Origin of the sequence: Streptomyces sp. NPDC007856 (assembly GCF_042868225.1) — a bacterium.
Classification (GTDB): domain Bacteria; phylum Actinomycetota; class Actinomycetes; order Streptomycetales; family Streptomycetaceae; genus Streptomyces.
On sequence record NZ_JBIAEC010000022.1, the window covers coordinates 27,085 to 44,026 of the forward strand.

Annotated in this window: 13 protein-coding genes; 3 read left to right on the top strand and 10 right to left on the bottom strand. The window is 70.0% G+C overall.

Features of this window, described 5'->3' with window-relative positions:
- Positions 1-46 precede the first annotated feature (46 nt).
- From ACFYOH_RS37500 to ACFYOH_RS37545, 10 genes are all read right to left on the bottom strand, one after another.
- Positions 47-1,141: a PfkB family carbohydrate kinase gene (locus ACFYOH_RS37500; protein ID WP_388635223.1), complete on the bottom strand. Its 1,095-nt coding sequence runs from the start codon at positions 1,139-1,141 to the stop codon at positions 47-49.
- On the bottom strand, positions 1,138-1,770 hold the full coding sequence (locus ACFYOH_RS37505) for a bifunctional 4-hydroxy-2-oxoglutarate aldolase/2-dehydro-3-deoxy-phosphogluconate aldolase (protein WP_388635225.1): 633 nt from the start codon (positions 1,768-1,770) through the stop codon (positions 1,138-1,140). Before ACFYOH_RS37505 ends, ACFYOH_RS37500 begins: the two co-directional genes overlap by 4 nt.
- Positions 1,767-2,528 carry an SDR family oxidoreductase gene (locus ACFYOH_RS37510; protein ID WP_388635227.1) on the bottom strand — a complete coding sequence of 254 codons (762 nt, stop codon included), beginning with the start codon at positions 2,526-2,528 and terminating at the stop codon, positions 1,767-1,769. The genes ACFYOH_RS37505 and ACFYOH_RS37510 overlap by 4 nt, the downstream gene beginning before the upstream one ends.
- Positions 2,525-3,568: a zinc-binding dehydrogenase gene (locus tag ACFYOH_RS37515; RefSeq protein ID WP_388635229.1), complete on the bottom strand. Its 1,044-nt coding sequence runs from the start codon at positions 3,566-3,568 to the stop codon at positions 2,525-2,527. The genes ACFYOH_RS37510 and ACFYOH_RS37515 overlap by 4 nt, the downstream gene beginning before the upstream one ends.
- A complete protein-coding gene (locus ACFYOH_RS37520; RefSeq protein ID WP_388635231.1) occupies positions 3,565-4,002 on the bottom strand; it encodes an RbsD/FucU domain-containing protein in 438 nt (145 codons plus the stop codon). Before ACFYOH_RS37520 ends, ACFYOH_RS37515 begins: the two co-directional genes overlap by 4 nt.
- The gene (locus ACFYOH_RS37525) at positions 3,993-4,895 is read right to left on the bottom strand and encodes an amidohydrolase family protein (protein ID WP_388635233.1); all 903 of its coding nucleotides are present in this window, start codon (positions 4,893-4,895) and stop codon (positions 3,993-3,995) included. Before ACFYOH_RS37525 ends, ACFYOH_RS37520 begins: the two co-directional genes overlap by 10 nt.
- Entirely contained in the window at positions 4,888-6,213 is a 1,326-nt protein-coding gene (locus ACFYOH_RS37530; RefSeq protein WP_388635235.1) for an L-fuconate dehydratase, read from the bottom strand. The genes ACFYOH_RS37525 and ACFYOH_RS37530 overlap by 8 nt, the downstream gene beginning before the upstream one ends.
- 93 nt (positions 6,214-6,306) lie before the next feature.
- Entirely contained in the window at positions 6,307-7,347 is a 1,041-nt protein-coding gene (locus ACFYOH_RS37535) for an ABC transporter permease (RefSeq protein WP_388635237.1), read from the bottom strand.
- Positions 7,340-8,905: a sugar ABC transporter ATP-binding protein gene (locus tag ACFYOH_RS37540; RefSeq protein WP_388635239.1), complete on the bottom strand. Its 1,566-nt coding sequence runs from the start codon at positions 8,903-8,905 to the stop codon at positions 7,340-7,342. Before ACFYOH_RS37540 ends, ACFYOH_RS37535 begins: the two co-directional genes overlap by 8 nt.
- 47 nt (positions 8,906-8,952) lie before the next feature.
- Positions 8,953-10,011 (bottom strand): sugar ABC transporter substrate-binding protein, encoded by a 1,059-nt coding sequence (locus tag ACFYOH_RS37545; RefSeq protein ID WP_388635241.1) that lies wholly within the window; start codon positions 10,009-10,011, stop codon positions 8,953-8,955.
- A gap of 467 nt (positions 10,012-10,478) precedes the next feature.
- Here ACFYOH_RS37545 and ACFYOH_RS37550 point away from each other — a divergent pair, with 467 nt between their 5' ends.
- The 3 genes from ACFYOH_RS37550 to ACFYOH_RS37560 all read left to right on the top strand — a co-directional run bounded on the left by ACFYOH_RS37550 (position 10,479) and on the right by ACFYOH_RS37560 (position 16,924).
- Positions 10,479-12,710: an alpha-L-fucosidase gene (locus tag ACFYOH_RS37550; protein ID WP_388635243.1), complete on the top strand. Its 2,232-nt coding sequence runs from the start codon at positions 10,479-10,481 to the stop codon at positions 12,708-12,710.
- A gap of 389 nt (positions 12,711-13,099) precedes the next feature.
- Positions 13,100-14,968 (top strand): autotransporter, encoded by a 1,869-nt coding sequence (locus ACFYOH_RS37555; protein WP_388635245.1) that lies wholly within the window; start codon positions 13,100-13,102, stop codon positions 14,966-14,968.
- A 174-nt stretch (positions 14,969-15,142) separates the two neighbouring features.
- Entirely contained in the window at positions 15,143-16,924 is a 1,782-nt protein-coding gene (locus ACFYOH_RS37560) for an RNA polymerase sigma factor (protein ID WP_388635247.1), read from the top strand.
- Positions 16,925-16,942: the final 18 nt, after the last annotated feature.

Consider the following 16,942-nt stretch of genomic DNA (forward strand, 5'->3'; position numbering starts at 1 on the left):
CTGTGCTCCCCTGCTGGTGCGGTTCGGTACGGCGGCCGAGGGCCGGTCATCGTCTGACGGCGGCCGAGCCACCTGCCATGACAGCCTCGACCTCGGTGAGTGAGGCCATGGAGACGTCACCGGGCGTGGTCATGGCCAGTGCGCCGTGGACGGTGCCGTAGGCCAGGGCGCGCTGCAGGCCGGCGGCATCGAGGGTCGCCGCGGGCCTGGCGCGAGCCGCCGAGCCGCCCTCCTCGCCGTCGCCCATCAGCAGTCCGTAGATCAGTCCGGCCGCGAACGCGTCGCCGGAGCCGATGCGGTCCAGGACATGCAGGCCGGGCATGTCGGGGCCACGCACGCAGCCGGTCCGGGCCGACCAGGCGGCCGAGGACCAGTCGTTCACCCCGGCCGAGGGCACCGTGCGCACGGTCGTCGCCAGCACCTCAGCCTGGGGCAGGCGTCCCGCGACCTCTGCGAGTGCGTCCTGCACCTCGTCCTCCTCGACCCGCAGCGCCCCTGGGTGCGGTCCGGCCAGGCCCAGGGCACCCACGACGACATCGGCGTGCCGGGCGAGCCGCAGGTCGACCTCGCGGGCGGCGTCGGCGCCGCCCCGGCCGGCCCAGAGACTTGGGCGGTAGTTGGGGTCGTAGGAGACCGTCACCCCGTGCCGCCGCGCGGCCGCCATGGCCTCGTCCGCGACGTCCGCAGTGGTGTCCGACAGACCGGCGAAGATGCCGCCGGTGTGGAACCAGCGGGGTCCCGAGGAGAAGACCGCGTCCCAGTCGACATCCCCTTTGCGCAGCTGCGAGACGGCTGTGCCCGCGCGGTCGCTGACGCCCAGTGCGCCCCGGATGCCGAAGCCCCGCTCCACGAAGTTCAGCCCGTTGCGGGCGGCGCGGCCGATACCGTCGTCGGACACCCAGCGGATCAGGGAGGTCTCGACTCCGCCCTGGAGGATCAGGTCCTCGGCAAGCCTCCCCACCGCGTTGTCGACCAGGGCGGTCACGACGGCCGTGCGCAGCCCGAAGCAGCGGCGCAGTCCCCGCACGACGTTGTACTCGCCGCCGCCTTCCCAGACCTGGAAGGTGCGGGCGGTGCGGATCCTGCCCTCGCCCGGGTCGAAGCGGAGCATCACCTCGCCGAGGGCCACCACGTCGGTCACGTCGCGCTCCTCTGTACGGCCTCGGCGGTCAGCCGGCGGATCTCCTCGTACTCGCCCCGTTCCAGATGGGCGGCGGTGGCCATCCAGCTGCCGCCGACGACGAGGACCGCCGGGTCGGCGAGGTAGGCGGTCATGCGGTAGGCGTCGATGCCGCCCGTCGGCACGAATCGGGCCTGCGGGAAGGGCGCCGCCAGGGCTCGCAGCATCGGGATGCCGCCGATCGGCTCGGCGGGGAAGAGCTTGACGGTGTCGAGGCCGGCCCGCAGCGCGCGCATCAGCTCGGTGGCAGAGGCGATGCCGGGCACCACGGGTACCCCCAGACCGCCGCACCTGGCGACGACTGCCTCGTCGAAGCCGGGAGAGACGACGAAGCGGGCCCCGGCCGCCACGGCCAGGTCCACCTGCTCGGGCGTGAGGACCGTACCGGCGCCGACGGTCAGCCCGCCGTGGGCGGCCATCGTCTTGAGTACCTGCTCGGCATCGGGGGTGCGGAAGGTGACCTCGGCGCACCGTGCGCCGCCCGCCGCGAGCGCGTCGGCCAGCGGGCCGGCGGTCGCGGCGGAGGGCACGGTCAGCACCGGCATGACGCGGGCGCCGGCCAGTACGGAGGCCAGGTCGGTGTCACTCATCGGCCGAGCCATCCGCCGTCGACGGGCAGGACGGTGCCGTGCACGTAGGCGGCGGCGTCCGAGGCGAGGAACACCGTGGCGCCCGCGAGGTCGTCGGCGCTGCCCCAGCGCGCGGCCGGGATGCGGTCCAGGATCGCCTTGCTGCGGACGGGGTCGTCCTGCAGAGCCCGGGTGTTGTCGGTGGCGATGTAGCCGGGCGCGATGGCGTTGACGTTGACACCGTGCGGGGCCCACTCGTTGGCCAGGGCCTTGGTCAGGCCGGCGATGCCGTGCTTGGCGGCGGTGTAGCCCGGGACGGTGATGCCGCCCTGGAAGCTGAGCAGCGACGCCGTAAAGATGATCTTCCCGTGGCCGCGCGCCACCATGGCCGCGCCCACCGCGCGGGACAGGGCGAACTGGGCGTTGAGGTTGACCTGGAGGACCAACTCCCAGTTGTCATCGGTGTGTTCGACGGCCGGGGCGCGGCGGATCGTGCCCGCGTTGTTGACCAGGATGTCCACCGGCCGCTCACGCCCGGCGAGGTCCGCGCCCAGCGCCCGTACGGCGTCCGGATTGGCAAAGTCGGTGCGGATGGCCTCGAAGGTGCGGCCCGCGGCGAGAACGTCCTTCTCCACCGCGCTGCCGGACTCCTCCAGTGAGGCGCTGACGGCGATGACGTCCGCGCCGGCCTCGGCGAGCGCGCGGGCCATGGCGCGGCCGATGCCCCGCCGGGCTCCCGTGACGACGGCGAGCTTCCCGGTGAGGTCGAAGGCGGTCATACGGCGGCTCCCTGAGCGTCGTCGGTGCAGTCCACGAGGATCTTCATCACGTCACCGCCGCCCTCCAGGGCCTCGAAGGCGGCCGGCGCCTGGGTGAGGGGGACGACCTTGCTGATCAGCCGATCGGCCGGGATGGTGCCGTCGGCGACCACGGCGACCGCCCGCTCGAAGTCGGAACGGTCGTACAACCGGGCGCCCACGAGCGTGAGTTCACGCCAGAAGAAGCGGTGCAGGTTCACCTCGCGCGGGCGGGCGTGGATGGCCACCAGGCACAACCGGCCGCGAACGCCGAGAACCTCGACGGCGGTGTCCACTCCGCCCTGTGCGCCGGAGACTTCGAAGGCGACGTCCGCGCCTGCGTCGCCGGTCCACTGCCGGACCAGCTCGGGCACGTCGTCGGCACCCGGATCCCAGGTGGCCAGCCCCAGCTCCTCGGCGAGCCGCCGCCGGTGAGGGCTCGGCTCGACCACCCGGACGTCGGCTCCGGCTGCCCGGGCGACCAGGGCGATGAGGACGCCGACGGGGCCGCCGCCGACCACGACGGCCTTCTCTCCGTCGCGGACCTGGGCCCGGCCGACGTCGTGCACCGCGACCGCGGTGGGCTCCACGAGGGCGGCGTGGTCCAGAGGGAGGGAGCCGGGCAGCCGGATGAGGGTGGGGGCGGGCACGGCCCAGCGCTGCTGCATCGCGCCCGGGGAGTCGATGCCGATGAAGTCCAGGTGCCGGCAGATGTGCCGATGCCCCGCCTGGCAGGCCGGACAGGTGTCGTCCCAGCGCAGCGGCATCACGGTGACCGCGTCCCCGGGCGACCAGCCCTCCACGCCGGGGCCGACCCGTACGATATGGCCGGACATCTCGTGGCCGAGGACGGCGGGCACGGACACCCGAGCGTCCATGTCGCCGTGGAAGATGTGCAGGTCGGTCCCGCAGATGCCGACGTAGGCGGGGGCGATCTCCACCTGGCCGGGGCCGGGGGGCGGGTTCTCGGCGGGCGCGGTGTCCAGGGTGCGGGCGGCCAGGTAGCGGACTGCGAGTGTCATGGTGTTCTCAGGGTCCCTTCAGCGCGGACGCCGATGGTGAGCAGCAGGTTGGCATAGGTGCGGATGTCGGCGGTGACGACGGCGAGGGTCAGGTCGGGTGAGCGGGCGGCGTCGTAGAACTCGAAGCGGCCGAGCGTCTCGACCGGGACGGGCGCCAGCATCGAGCGGTACTCCGCGATGGCCGGCGGCTCCGGCTCGCCCTCGGGCGGCACCATCACATGCGCTGACTCGACGGGCAGGGCGCGCAGCAGGACGTCGAGCACGGTGGTGACATCCAGCAGACCCGGCGCCAGGTTGAGATGGACGGTCCTGGTTCGCGGGCCGGTGGCCGTACTCGCCGGATAGTGGCCGTCGGCGAGCAGCACCCGGGCTCCATGTCCGGCGCCCGCCAGGGCTTCGAGGATCCCCGGGTGCAGGAGTTCGGTCAGGAGCATGGAGTCCGTCTCTTCCTTTCAGCGGCATCGAGGCGGTAGAACGTGGTGGCCGTGCCGGCGAGGACCGCCTCGGTCTCGGCGGCGGAACAGCCCGCCAGGAGTTCCTCCACGGTGGCGGCCCACCGGTTCCAGCCGCCGGCGAGGACGCAGACCGGCCAGTCGGAGCCGAACATCAGCCGGTCGGGGCCGAAGGCCGCCAGCAGGACCTCCCACACTGGCCGGATGTCGTCGATGGTCCACTTCGCGTGGTCGGCCTCGGTGACCACGCCGGAGACCTTGCAGCGCACCTGGGGATGCGTGGCGAGCCGGCGCACGCCCCGCTCCCAGTCGTCCAGGTCGTGCCGGGCGATGGGTGGTTTGCCGGCGTGGTCGAGGACCAGGGGAAGTTCGGGCAGGCGTTCTGCCAGGCGGATCGCCTGGGGGAACTGATGGCTGCGGAGGAGCAGGTCGTACCCCAGGCCGCGTTCACTCACCGCCCGCAATCCCCGCTCCACAGAGGCCTGTTGGAGCCAGTCGGGATCGGACTCCCCCTGGACGAGGTGACGTACGGCTCTCAGATACGTACCGCCGTGCCCGGCGCACAGCGCGTCCAGTACGCCGCCGATCGCGGGGGACGTGAGGTCCGCCCAGCCCACGACCGCGCCGATGAGCGGGTCGCCGTCGGCGAGGGCGAGGAACTCACGCGTCTCGTCGACCGAGGCGACGCACTGGACGAGCACCGTGCACTCCAGCCGCCGTCCTGCCAGGGTCGCGGTCGCGGCTGTGCGCAGGTCGTCGGTGCCGAAGGTACGGCGGATCGGCTCGTGCCCTGGTTCGTCCAGCCAGGGCTGCGGCCGGAGGTCCAGGTCCCACACGTGGTGGTGGGCGTCGACGAGTACCTGGGTGTCAGGCACGAGCGCTCCAGACGGGGCCGTCGGGGTATGCGTACTCCTTGAGCGAGTCCGGGTGCATCTGCGCGCTCAGTCCGGGCAGGGTCGGCGCGAGATAGTGACCGTCGACGATGCGGACGGGATCGACGAAGTGCTCGTGCAGGTGGTCGACGTACTCGATGACCCGGTCGTCGGTGGTGCCGGACACGGCGATGTAGTCGAACATCGACAGGTGCTGCACCATCTCGCACAGACCCACACCGCCGGCGTGCGGACAGACCGGCACCCCGAACTTCGCGGCGAGCAGCAGGATCGCGATGTTCTCGTTCACGCCGCCGACCCGGGCCGAGTCGATCTGCACGATGTCCACCGCGCCTGCCTGCAGCAGCTGCTTGAAGACGACCCGGTTGGCGATGTGCTCACCGGTGGCGACCTTGATGGGGCCGAGCGCCCGGCGGACGGCCGCGTGGCCGAGGACGTCGTCGGGGGAGGTCGGCTCCTCGATCCAGTACGGCTCGTACGGCGCCAGGGCGCGCATCCAGTCGATGGCGGGCTGGACGTCCCAGCGCTGGTTGGCGTCGACGGCGATGCGGATGTCCGGGCCGACCGTCTCGCGGGCGACGCGCATGCGCCGAACGTCGTCCTCCAGGGAGGCGCCGACCTTCAGCTTGATCTGGGTGAAGCCGTCGGCGACGGCCTCGCGGGCGAGGCGGGCCAGCTTCTCGTCGGAGTAGCCGAGCCAGCCGGGGGTGGTCGTGTAGGCGGGGTAGCCCTGGTCGATGAGACGGCCGATGCGGCGCTCGCGCCCCGGTTCGGCACGGCGCAGGATGTCCAGCGCCTCCTCGGGGGTGAGGGCGTCGCTGAGCCAGCGGAAGTCGACCTGGGCGACCAGTTCCTCGGGAGACATGTCGCTGAGGTAGCGCCATACGGGCTTGCCCGCGCGCTTGGCGGCCAGGTCCCAGGCGGCGTTGACCACCGCGCCGGTGGCCATGTGGATGGCGCCCTTCTCCGGCCCCAGCCAGCGCAGTTGGGGATCGTGCACGAGGGAGCGGGAGAACGCGCCGAGGTCGGCGCAGACCTCCTCCACCGACAGGCCGACCACGTGCGGAGCGAGCGCCGCGATGGCGGCGGCCTGCACGTCGTTGCCGCGTCCGGTGGTGAAGGCCAGAGCGTGGCCCTCCAGTCCGTCGCCGGCGTCGGTGCGCAGGACCACGTAGGCGGCGGAGTAGTCGGGCTCGGGGTTCATGGCGTCCGAGCCGTCGAGGTGTTCGGAGGTGGGGAATCGCACATCCAGGACGTCCAGGGCGGTGATGCGGGCGGATGGGGGCACGGTGGAGGACATGGCGGCAACTCCTGTGAGGGGCAAGGGGAATTGGTCCCCGTGCGACGAGACGTGAATACGGCGGAGGTCGGGCGGCCGGTGGGGCCGCCCGCGTCACTCCTGGACCTTGCCGCCGGTGATGCGGGAGATGGCGAGGGCGACCAGGATGATCAGTCCGTTCAGAGCGCCGATCCACTGAGCGGGGACGCCCGCCAGCGTGAGCACGTTCTGGATCATGAAGAGCAGCAGGATGCCGCAGAACGCGCCGAACATGGTGCCCTTGCCGCCGTTGAGGCTGATTCCGCCGATGACGGCGGCGGCGAAGACGGTGAAGATGTAGCCGTTGCCCTGTGCGGAGGCGACCGAGGCCAGCCGGCCTGACAGCATCAGTCCGGCGAGGGCGGCGAGCACGCTGCCGGTGACGATGACGATCCACAGCACCCGGTCGGTGCGGATGCCGGCTGCCTTCGCCGCGTCGACGTTGCCGCCGATGGCGTACAGGGAGCGGCCGAAGCTGGTCCAGCCCAGGACGACGATGGCGACGGCGAACAGTGCCAGGCATATCCAGATGGAGGCCGGCATCCCGAACCACTCCGTGGTACCGATGTAGAGCATCGACTGCGGCAGCTGGAAGAAGGTCTGGCCGCCGGAGATGCCGGTGAGAATGCCGCGCAGCACGATCAGCATGCCGAGCGTGACGATGAAGCCGTTGAGGCCGAAACGGATGATCAGCAGTGAGTTGATCACGCCGACGAGCGCGCCCACGGCGAGGGTGAGGGGGATCGACCAGGCGCCGGGGAGCAGGCCGAGTCCGTGTCCGGTGCCCGCCGGAACGACCAGCCAGGCCGCGACGCCGGGCGCGAGGCCCATGGTGGACTCCAGGGACAGGTCCATCTTCTTGACGATCAGGATCATCGTCTGGGCGAGGACCAGCAGGGCCATCTCCGACATGGTCTGCAGGACGTTGATGAGGTTGTCCGCCTGCAGGAAGACCGGGTTGACGATCTGGCCGACGATCGCGATGACGACGATCGCGGGGACGAGTGCGAGGTCGCGCAGGCGGGCCAGGGGGATTCGGCCACCGAGCAGCGCGGTGCGCTTGTGCCTGGGTTCCACGGCCTTGGCTGCCGCGTCCGCGAGGACGGTCTCAGGCATTGAGGTCCACTCCTTCCATCGCGGCCACGAGTTCGTGGTCGTGCCAGCCGCGGGCCATCTCTGAGGTCACACGGCCCTGGAACATCACCAGGACCCGGTCGCACATGCGCAGGTCGTCGAGTTCGTCGGAGGCGATGAGCACTCCGGTGCCGGTCTCCGCGGTCTCCTCGACCTTGCCGAGCAGGAACTCCTTGGAGCGCACGTCCACGCCCGCGGTCGGATTGATCAGCACCAGCAGGCGCGGGTCGTCCGCCAGGGCGCGGGCCATGACGACCTTCTGCTGGTTGCCGCCCGAGAGCGCGGAGACGGGCAGCTCCGGTCCAGGCGTCTTGATCGCCAGCCTCTCGATCATGTCGCCGGCGAGCCGGTCCCGTCGGTCACGGCTGAGGAAGCCGTTCTTGCCGAGCCTGCGAGGAACGGACAGCGTGGCGTTGTCCGCGATCGACATGTCGGGCACGAAGCCCTGGTGGTGCCGGTCCTGCGGGACGAACCCGGCGCCCGCGGCGAGCGCGGCGGGCACGCTGCCCGGCCGGGGCCGCCGCCCGGCGATCTCCACCTCGCCCGCCTGTGCCGCCCGCAGACCTACGACCGTCTCGGCGACCTCGGTGCGACCGCTGCCGGCGGCACCCGCGAGTCCGACGATCTCCCCGGCGCCCACCTGGAAGGTGACATCACCGTAAGCGCCGTCACTGCCCAGCGCCTGCACGGACAGCGCGGGCGTGGCGGTGCGGTCGAGGGTGCTCGACCGCACCTGCAGCCGGTCGGCCGCCGCCTCGCCGGTCATCGCGGCGACCAGCTCGGTGCGGGGAAGCTCCACGACAGGCGCGGTCACGATGTGCCGGGCGTCGCGGAACACCGTCACCATGTCGCAGATGTCGTAGACCTCCTGGAGATGGTGGCTGATGAACAGGAAGGTCACACCCTGGCGCTGCAGGTCGCGAATGCGGTCGAAGAGCCGGTTGATGGCCGCGCCGTCGAGCTGGGCGGTCGGCTCGTCGAGGATGATGAACCGGGCTCCGAAGGACAGCGCCCGGGCGATCTCCACGAACTGCCGCTGCTCCACGGTCAGATCGCCGGCCGAGGTCTGTGGGTCGACGTCCACCGACCACGTCGACAGCAGCTCCTGCGCCCGCCGGCGCACACCCTGCCAGCTGATGAGCCCGCTGCGGCCGTGGTCGTGCCGGTTCAGGAAGAGGTTCTCTGCGACGGTCAGGGTGGGGATGATCGTCGACTTCTGGTAGACGCAGGCCACGCGCTGTCGCCAGGCGTCGCGGTCCGCGAGTCGTGGTGCGGGGCCGCCGCCGAAGGTGACCGTTCCCTCGTCGGGGGCCTGCAGGCCGGTCAGGACCGACACGAGCGTCGACTTGCCGGCCCCGTTGCGGCCGACGAGCGCGTGGGTCTCGCCGGGCCTGATGGTGATCCGGGCGCCGTTGAGTGCCACCGTCGGACCGAATCGTTTGACTATGCCCGTCGCCTCGACGACGGGCGGGCCCACCGGCGACCGTCCGTCGTCCGCCGGGGCGGGCGCGGGGCTGACTGCTCGCTCCCCGTCGCTCATCACAACCACCTTGTAGTCGTTATCCGTTGGGCGCCTGACAGGGCAGGTCAGCCGTGGTTGTTGCCCCACAGGGAGGCGTCGCTGCTCTTGACGCTGGACACGCCGCCGTAGCTGCCGCCGTCGACGGTGACCAGCGGAGCGGAGAGCTGGTCCTCGAGCAGACCGGGGCGGACCTGGATGATGGTGCTGTTGTGGTCGGTCTTGCCGGGCTTGAACGTCTTCCCGTCGATCGCGGCCTTCAGGTAGTACAGGGCGTACTTGGCGTAGAGGTCGGCCGGCTGGGACACGGTGGCGTCGATCTGGCCGGCGGTGATGTCCTTGAGTTCCTCGGGAATGCCGTCGTTGGAGACCACGAACACGTGCTTGGGGTCCTTCGGGCCGGCCAGCAGCCCCCTCTGCTTGAGGACCTGCAGCGTGCCGGACAGGGCAAAGCTGGACTGCATGTAGACGCCCTTGATGTCCGGATTGGCCGTCAGATCGGTCTGCAGCTTCTGCGCGGCGACGGCACCGTCCCAGTTCGTGGCCTCCCCGAGCACCTTGATGCCGGGGAAGTTCTTCTTCATGCAGTCGTTGAACGCCTCGGTTCGGTCACGGCCGTTGATCGAGTCGAGGCCGCCCTCGAGCATGACGACCTTGCCCTTGCCGTTCAGCTTGGTGCCGAGGAACTGGCAGGCCTTCTCGCCGTAGGCCCGGTTGTCGGCCCGCACCACCATGAACACCTTGCCGCTGTCGGGGCGGGTGTCGATGGTGACGACGGGGATCTTCTTCGCCTCCAGCTGCGCCAGCGTCGGCGCGACGGCGGCGGTGTCCTGGGGCGCCATCGCGATGCCCTTCACACCCTGGCTGATGAACGTCTGCGCGTTGGCGGTCAGCTTGGCGACGTCGTTCTGCGAGTTCGTCGTCTTCAGCGACAGGCCCAGCTGTCCGGCGTACCTGGGCGTGTACTTGATGTACGAGTTCCAGAAGTCCGTGTCGGAGCGGGGGTAGTCGACGCCGACCAGCAAGGAACTGCTCGACGAAGCGGTGCCCGAGCCGCTGCAGGCGCTGAGCAGTGCCAGGGCGGACAGGACTGAGGCGGTGGAGCAGAGGGCAGTTCTGAGTCTCATCGGTACTTCCTCGCGCTGGTCCCGGAGCGGGAGTTGGTGTGCAGGGCGACAGCTGTGTGCCGCCACATCGAAGACATGGGATGTATGTATAGGCGGCGACCGATGGCGCTGTCTAGGTGTCGGGTCAAACCAGTGAAATAGAGAGGCGCTTGGAGTTCGCAGCGGCACACCGGGGGCAAATCAATCCCATCAATCATGCGCATTCGTGAGGGGGTGACGGCTTGTCTGCGGACTCCCCGTGTGGCGAGCCTCAATCCGCACACCCCTCAGACATTCCATGTCTGGGATCCAATAACAGGGATAATGGCACTCATATGCGACAAAACGGCGCGCCGGCGGGGTGCTTTCATCCCTGCACGCCCGTTGACATCAGGGCGTCACATGCTCGAACTTCGTGCGTAACGTCCGGCGCTCCAGTGCCGTGGGCGCCGTGTCTTCCCTTTGTCCCCCACATCAGGGATGTCCTCATGTCGAGCTCGTTCAACAGACGTCAATTCCTGGCCGCCGCCACGGGTGTAGCGGCGGCGGCCGTCGCCGGCGGCGGCCTGGGGTCCGGCGTCGCACAGGCGGCAACAAGCACCTACACACCGGCGTGGCCCTCGGTCGACCAGCACCCGCCTGCCCCCGAGTGGTTCCAGGACGCCAAGTTCGGCGTCTACTTCCACTGGGGCGTCTTCAGCGTTCCGGCCTATGGGAACGAGTGGTATCCGCGCCGCATGTACATCAGCGGCGACGCGGTCAACCAGCACCACATCGCGACCTACGGCGACCCGTCCGTGTGGCCGTACCACAACTTCATCAACGGGGCGAAGGACCTGGCGGGCAACTTCGTGCAGTTCGCACCGAAGCTGAAGTCGGCGGGCGGCAACTTCGACCCCGACGCGTGGGCGCAGCTGTTCAACGACGCGGGAGCGAGGTTCGCCGGACCGGTCGCCGAACACCACGACGGCTTCTCCATGTGGAACAGCCAGGTCAACGAGTGGAACTCGGCCGCCAAGGGCCCGAAGCTCAATCTGCTGCAGCTGTTCGCCACGGCGATCCGGGCCAAGGGTCTCAAGCTGCTGGTCGCCATGCACCACGCGTACAACTTCAACGGCTACTACGACCACGTCCCCGCACAGTCGGACCCCAGCCTGCAGAAGCTGTACGGGCAGTTGGGCAGGACGCAGGAGAACCAGCTCTGGTACGACAAGCTGAAGGAGGTCATCGACCTCGCCCAACCGGACATCCTCTGGCAGGACTTCGACCTGAGCGCGGTCGACGAGACACAGCGCCTGAACTTCCTGTCGTACTACTACAACCAGGCCAACGCGTGGGGCCGCGAGGTCGTCGCCACCTACAAGGACGGTCTCGACAGCAAGGGCGAGGTCTTCGACTACGAGCGCGGTGGCCCAGCCGACCTGACCGCCCCGTACTGGCTCACCGACGACAGCATCTCCAGCTCCAGCTGGTGCTACACGCAGGGCATCGGCTACTACAGCACCCAGCAGATGCTGCACTCGCTCATCGACCGGGTGAGCAAGAACGGCAACATGCTGCTGAACATCGCGCCGATGGCGGACGGCACCATCCCGCAGGGACAGAAGGACATCCTGCTCGGCATCGGCGACTACCTGAAGCGCTTCGGCGAGTCGATCTACTCGACCCGGCCCTGGACGGCGTACGGCGAAGGCCCGACCAAGATGGGCGGGGGCTCCTTCACCCATCCGACGGCCGGCACCGCGGAGGACATACGCTTCACCCGGAACAAGAACAACACGGTCCTGTACGCCACCGTCCTCGGCTGGCCCGGCAGTTCACTGACGATCAAGACGCTCAGCTCCGACCGGATCGGCCTCTCCTCGCTGACGTCGGTCAAGCTGCTCGACTCGACGGCCGGCAGCTACATCAGCCTTGCCACGCCCACGCAGGACGCCTCCGGGCTGAAGGTGACCCTGCCGTCGTCGGCGCCGTTCAGCGCCAACGCGTACGTTCTGAAACTCTCCTTCTCCGGGCGGATACCCAGCCTGCGGCCCCTCTCCGGCGCCGTGGTCTTCGGGGACGTCGACTACTCGGGCCCGACCGCCGTGCTCCCTGCCGGCGACTACACCGCGGACCAGTTGACACTCGCCGGTCTCGGCCCACTCACGCTCTCGTCCCTGCGCCTGGCTCCCGGCTTCCAGCTGATCGGCTACTCAGAGGACGACTTCACGGGCACCTCATGGTCCTTCACGGCCGACAACGCCGATCTCCGGGGCACGGGGAACAACGACCGGATCACCTCGCTGAAGGTCCAGTTCAATCCGTCGACGTACTTCCGGATCACCAACGTCACCGACGGCCTTGCCCTGGACAGCGGCGGCGACGTGGCCTCCGGGTCCAACCTCAAGCAGTGGACCTGGGACGGCAGTCCCAACCTCCAGTGGCAGGCGGTAGAGGTCGGCGGCGGCTACTACAAGCTGGTCAACCGCACCAACGGCATGGTCGCCGACGGTTGGGGGGACACGGCCAACGGTTCAGCGGCCAGGCAGGCACCGTGGAACGGCGGCACGAACCAGCAGTGGAAGATCACCCACCGAGGCGACGGCCGCCACACGATCACCAACCGCACCACCGGCCTGCTCCTCGACGGCGGAGGCAACGTGGCCTCGGGCTCCGTCACCAAACAGTGGGCCTACGGAAGCAGCACCAACCTCCTGTGGACCTTCACGGCCCTCTGACGGGCACGAGGCCCTGCCCACGGCCCCCGGCGAGGACGGATACCAGCGCCTCTTCCGCGAGGGGCACAACGCGCCACCGCGCTCATTCGACCGCGGGTTGTCACCCGCCGTGACTGCGTACACATCCATTACCGGCTCGTGGGCGACGAGGTCGCCCACGAGCAGTCAGTGTGTCAGGTGCCTCCTTCGAGCCGGCCGGGCCCGGATGGGCGGCCTGGGCGGAACCTGAGAACTTCTCCGGGTTTTTGAGATCCCGGTGGCCGGCCACCGGTCTACACGTCCGTAAGGATCACCAGCACTTCAGGAAGCACCCTGACTCGATGAAGCGATCTTGGCACCTTGTCCTGGCATCGGCTCTCGTCGCGGGAGCCGTCACACCGGTGGTTGCGGTGGGCAGCGCAGTCGCAGCAGACGGCGACATCACCTCGGCCGTCCTGGCGAACCGTGATGTCGTCCTGACCGGCGACGCGGTCGTGCGCGTCCCGCAGGGAACCCACACGTACACCGGCGTGATCAGCGGTGAAGGAACCCTTCGTGTGTCCGGCACCGGTACGCTGGTCCTCACCAAGGACAGCACCTTCACCCTGCCGCACTCCCGGCAGCACCAGAGGGTCCAGATCCCGGGCGACAACCACCCGTACGTGGTGGTCGACAGTCCCGACGAGCCTGCGGTCACCGTGGACGCGGGGGCAACCCTCCAGTACGGCACCGGCGGTACGACCGGCCTGATCGGGTCCTTCCCGTACAACACGCCCGGTTACCAGCAGAACCAGGACAACGTCCGGGTGGACGGCACACTGCGCCTGTCGCTGACCCGCCTGTTCAACCTGGGCGTCATCAGCGGCTCCGGCCTGGTCACCCAGCCCCGCAACATGTGGGGAACGCTCCAGATCTGCGGCACCAACCCGTTCTCCGGCATCTTCGACAACGGCACGGGCGTCAACTTCGCGAGCACCACCTGTGCCGCCGACCTGCCCAACGCCCGCTCCGTCGTCAACCGCGGTTCGTGGATCATCGACACCCCGCTCAACCACACTGTCGTACAGCGGCAGAACTTCTACAGCCACGAGTACGGCAACGACGTCAACGTGCATTCCCGCCCGGGAAGCAAGGTGATCCTCACCGGCGTCTACAGCTGGAGTGACAGCGGCGACGGGGCGGCGCCCTCGCTGAGCGACCCCGGACTGAACTGGCGGCCCGTGGCCCACAAACTCAACAAACGCGGCACCAACGTCGAGGGCGCCGACGTCCAGTGGGGCGACGGGACCACGCACCAGATCTTCATGCCCGGCACGGCGCAGACGGTCTACATCAACCTGCACACGAGACGGCAGCGCTCCCGGCTCACCTTCGACTACAACGGACCGGTAACCCTGGGCGCGCCCATCGGCGGCGGCATGTATCACGACACCCTCAGCGCTCCCGGCGCCGGGGACGTCGTCATCGCCGACACCAGTGGCAACGACGTGACCTTCGCAGCGGCGCAGTACTACGACGGATCCACCACCATCGACAGGAATGCGACCCTCCATCTCGGCTCCGGGACCGCGGGCGGCGACGGAAGCCTGCACACCGGCGGAGCCCTCGACAAAGTGATCGACAACGGTTCACTCGTGCTCCGCAACACCAGGACACCCACCTCCCTCCCGGCGGTGACCGGTGCCGGATCGGTGACGCAGAGCGGAGCCGCGGCCACCACCGTCACCAGCGCCGCCTACACCGGCGCCACCACCGTGGCCAAAGGCACCCTGATCGTCTCCGGGACCTCCCTGCGGACATCTGACGCGGTCGCTCTGACCAGTCCCACGGCCGTCCTGGACCTCAGCGGGGCACGCGACACGACCCTGCGCAGGCTACAGGTCGTCAAGGGCGCGAAGATCCTGCTTTCCCGGAACTCCCCCGAGCTGACCGTCGGTTCGGCGACCGCAACAGTCTCCGGTACCCGTCTCGCCATCGGCGGGGCACGCTTCTCCGTGAGCCAGGGCGACGCCCACACCGTGCTCACCGCTCTCACGTCCACCACGGCCGCACAGCCGTCCTCCGCCGCGACAGGACCGGCACCCTCCCCCGCCCGGACCGGCCGAGCGGCCCCGCCCCTGGCCTCCGCCACCGGCACCATGGCGGACACCGGCAGCAACTTCGGTACTCTGTGGACCGTCACAGGACTGGCGGGCGTCGTTCTCACCGGCGTCGCCGCGGTCTTCGTCTTCGTACGCAGTCGCTCGCGCCAGCGTACGGCCCCGCGTCACTCCCGCTGATCCCCGGCCGCCACTGATTCCACGGCCCGCGCATGGCTGTCAGCGCTCACCTCTTACGATGGCATCGCTGCCACGGCGCCCGTGATACCGACGGCGGTTGCCCGAGGACCCCGCAACCCGACCCGGTCGGCGCGAGCGGGGCCTCGTACCCGCGGCAGGTCGAAGGGAGAACCGATGCCAAGGCATGCCGAGCCCGCGGCCGACGTGATCGCCGCGGCTCGGGCCGGCGAACGCGGCGCCCTGGAAGAGCTCAGCTCCCGGACGCTTCCGGTGGTCTACAGCGTCGCGGCGCGTGCGCACCCGTACCGCGACGACGTCGACGACATCGTCCAGGAGACGATGATGCGCATCCTGCGCGGCATCGGGGGACTGGAACGCCCGGAGGCGTTCCGGTCCTGGGTGATCACCATCACCGTGAACGAGGTCCGCGACCACATCCGCAGGCGCGGCAGGAGGGAGACGACGGGAGCGGCGTTCGACGCGGCTGAGCACCGGCCCGATCCGGCCGCCGACTTCGCCGAGGGGGTCATCCTCAACCTGCGGCTGTCCGGGCAGCGCGAGGAGACCTTGCACGCGACCCGTTGGCTCGACGAGGACGACCGGGAGCTGCTGTCACTGTGGTGGCTGGAGACGGCCGACCGGCTCGCCCGGGCCGAGCTCGCTTCCGCTCTGGACATGACCAGCCATCAAGCGGCTGTACGGGTGCAACGTATGAAGGAACGCCTGCACACCTCCCGCGTCATCGTCCGAGCCCTCGCGGCCAGGCCCGCATGCGGGGAACTGACCCGGCTGACGCTGGACTGGAACGGGGCCCCCAGCGGCCTGTGGCGCAAACGCCTCGGCCGCCATGTGCGGCAGTGCCCGCGGTGCGTGCGCCACGAGGAGGGCATCCTGGCGCCCGAAGGCCTGCTGGCGCCCCTGGCCCTCCTGCCCGTGCCGGCGGCACTGCTGGCCTGGCGCCCGTGGCAGTCCGCGGGAACGCACGCCGCGGCGGCCGACCATGCCGGCACCGCGGCCACTTCAGGCGGCGGGGGTTCCGCGACGGCGGGAACGGCAGGGACCGCAGGGACGAGCCTCACCGCGAAGGTCGCGGTGGCGGCGAGTGCGCTGCTCGCCGTGGGCGGCGCGCTCGTGGCCGCGGCCCCATGGTCCAGCCCGTCGGCGCGCCCGGCCACCGCCCCGACGGCTTCCAGCCCGGCACACGCGCCCTCGCCCACCGCATCCGCATCCGCATCACCGTCGCGGCCGGCACCGGTACTGGGCTCGGCCGTCTCGCGTCCCTCGCCCCGGCCCGAGCCCCGGCCGCGGTACGGGTCCGTGGTCGACACCGTGGACAGCGCGCCGCCGCCGGACCGGCCGCCCGCGGCATTGCCCCACCGCCCGCAGACCACGGTGACGATGACGGGGCTCAAGAGGCACCTGGACGGCTACCAGCTCGTCCACCGCGGGGACACGGTGGTACTGCGTGGGAAGGGCTACTTCACCGTCCACTGGGACGTGATGTACGGGCTGCGCCCCGGGCTGCTGACCATGCCCTCGTGGACCGGACTGCGAGGAAGGCTGTTCCACGTGGCCTCGGGCGGCGGCCACCGCATGGACGACCGCCGGCCGGGCGCGACCGCCGGCGGCACCTGGATGGGCAACAGGCAGCAAGGACTGATCACCCTGCCGCCGGGAGCCCAGCAGATGTGGCAGAACGAGTACTACTACCTCGACGGCAGCGTCACACTCCACCTCAACGAAACCCAGGCCGACTACAACCTCGACGTCCTGCCCTCCTCCTGGCAGGAGACAGCCGACGACATCGCCACTCCCCCGACCCCGCACTCAGCCGACCCCGAACGGTACGGACTCGTGCGCGACACCGGCCGCGACGACGCCCCCGTGCCGCAGTACACCACCCGCTCCACGCCGACCAACGCGGGCACCGTGCCCCAGCACTCCGTCGTGTCCTGACCAGCTGGTGCAGCAGCG

Excerpts from the sequence above, each read along its gene's own strand:
- ACFYOH_RS37505 (WP_388635225.1), bottom strand. The coding sequence starts at position 1,770 with ATGAGTGACACCGACCTGGCCTCCGTACTGGCCGGCGCCCGCGTCATG.
- ACFYOH_RS37510 (WP_388635227.1), bottom strand. The coding sequence starts at position 2,528 with ATGACCGCCTTCGACCTCACCGGGAAGCTCGCCGTCGTCACGGGAGCC.
- ACFYOH_RS37515 (WP_388635229.1), bottom strand. The coding sequence starts at position 3,568 with ATGACACTCGCAGTCCGCTACCTGGCCGCCCGCACCCTGGACACCGCG.
- ACFYOH_RS37520 (WP_388635231.1), bottom strand. The coding sequence starts at position 4,002 with ATGCTCCTGACCGAACTCCTGCACCCGGGGATCCTCGAAGCCCTGGCG.
- ACFYOH_RS37530 (WP_388635235.1), bottom strand. The coding sequence starts at position 6,213 with ATGTCCTCCACCGTGCCCCCATCCGCCCGCATCACCGCCCTGGACGTC.
- ACFYOH_RS37535 (WP_388635237.1), bottom strand. The coding sequence starts at position 7,347 with ATGCCTGAGACCGTCCTCGCGGACGCGGCAGCCAAGGCCGTGGAACCC.
- ACFYOH_RS37540 (WP_388635239.1), bottom strand. The coding sequence starts at position 8,905 with ATGAGCGACGGGGAGCGAGCAGTCAGCCCCGCGCCCGCCCCGGCGGAC.
- ACFYOH_RS37545 (WP_388635241.1), bottom strand. The coding sequence starts at position 10,011 with ATGAGACTCAGAACTGCCCTCTGCTCCACCGCCTCAGTCCTGTCCGCC.
- ACFYOH_RS37550 (WP_388635243.1), top strand. The coding sequence starts at position 10,479 with ATGTCGAGCTCGTTCAACAGACGTCAATTCCTGGCCGCCGCCACGGGT.
- ACFYOH_RS37560 (WP_388635247.1), top strand. The coding sequence starts at position 15,143 with ATGCCAAGGCATGCCGAGCCCGCGGCCGACGTGATCGCCGCGGCTCGG.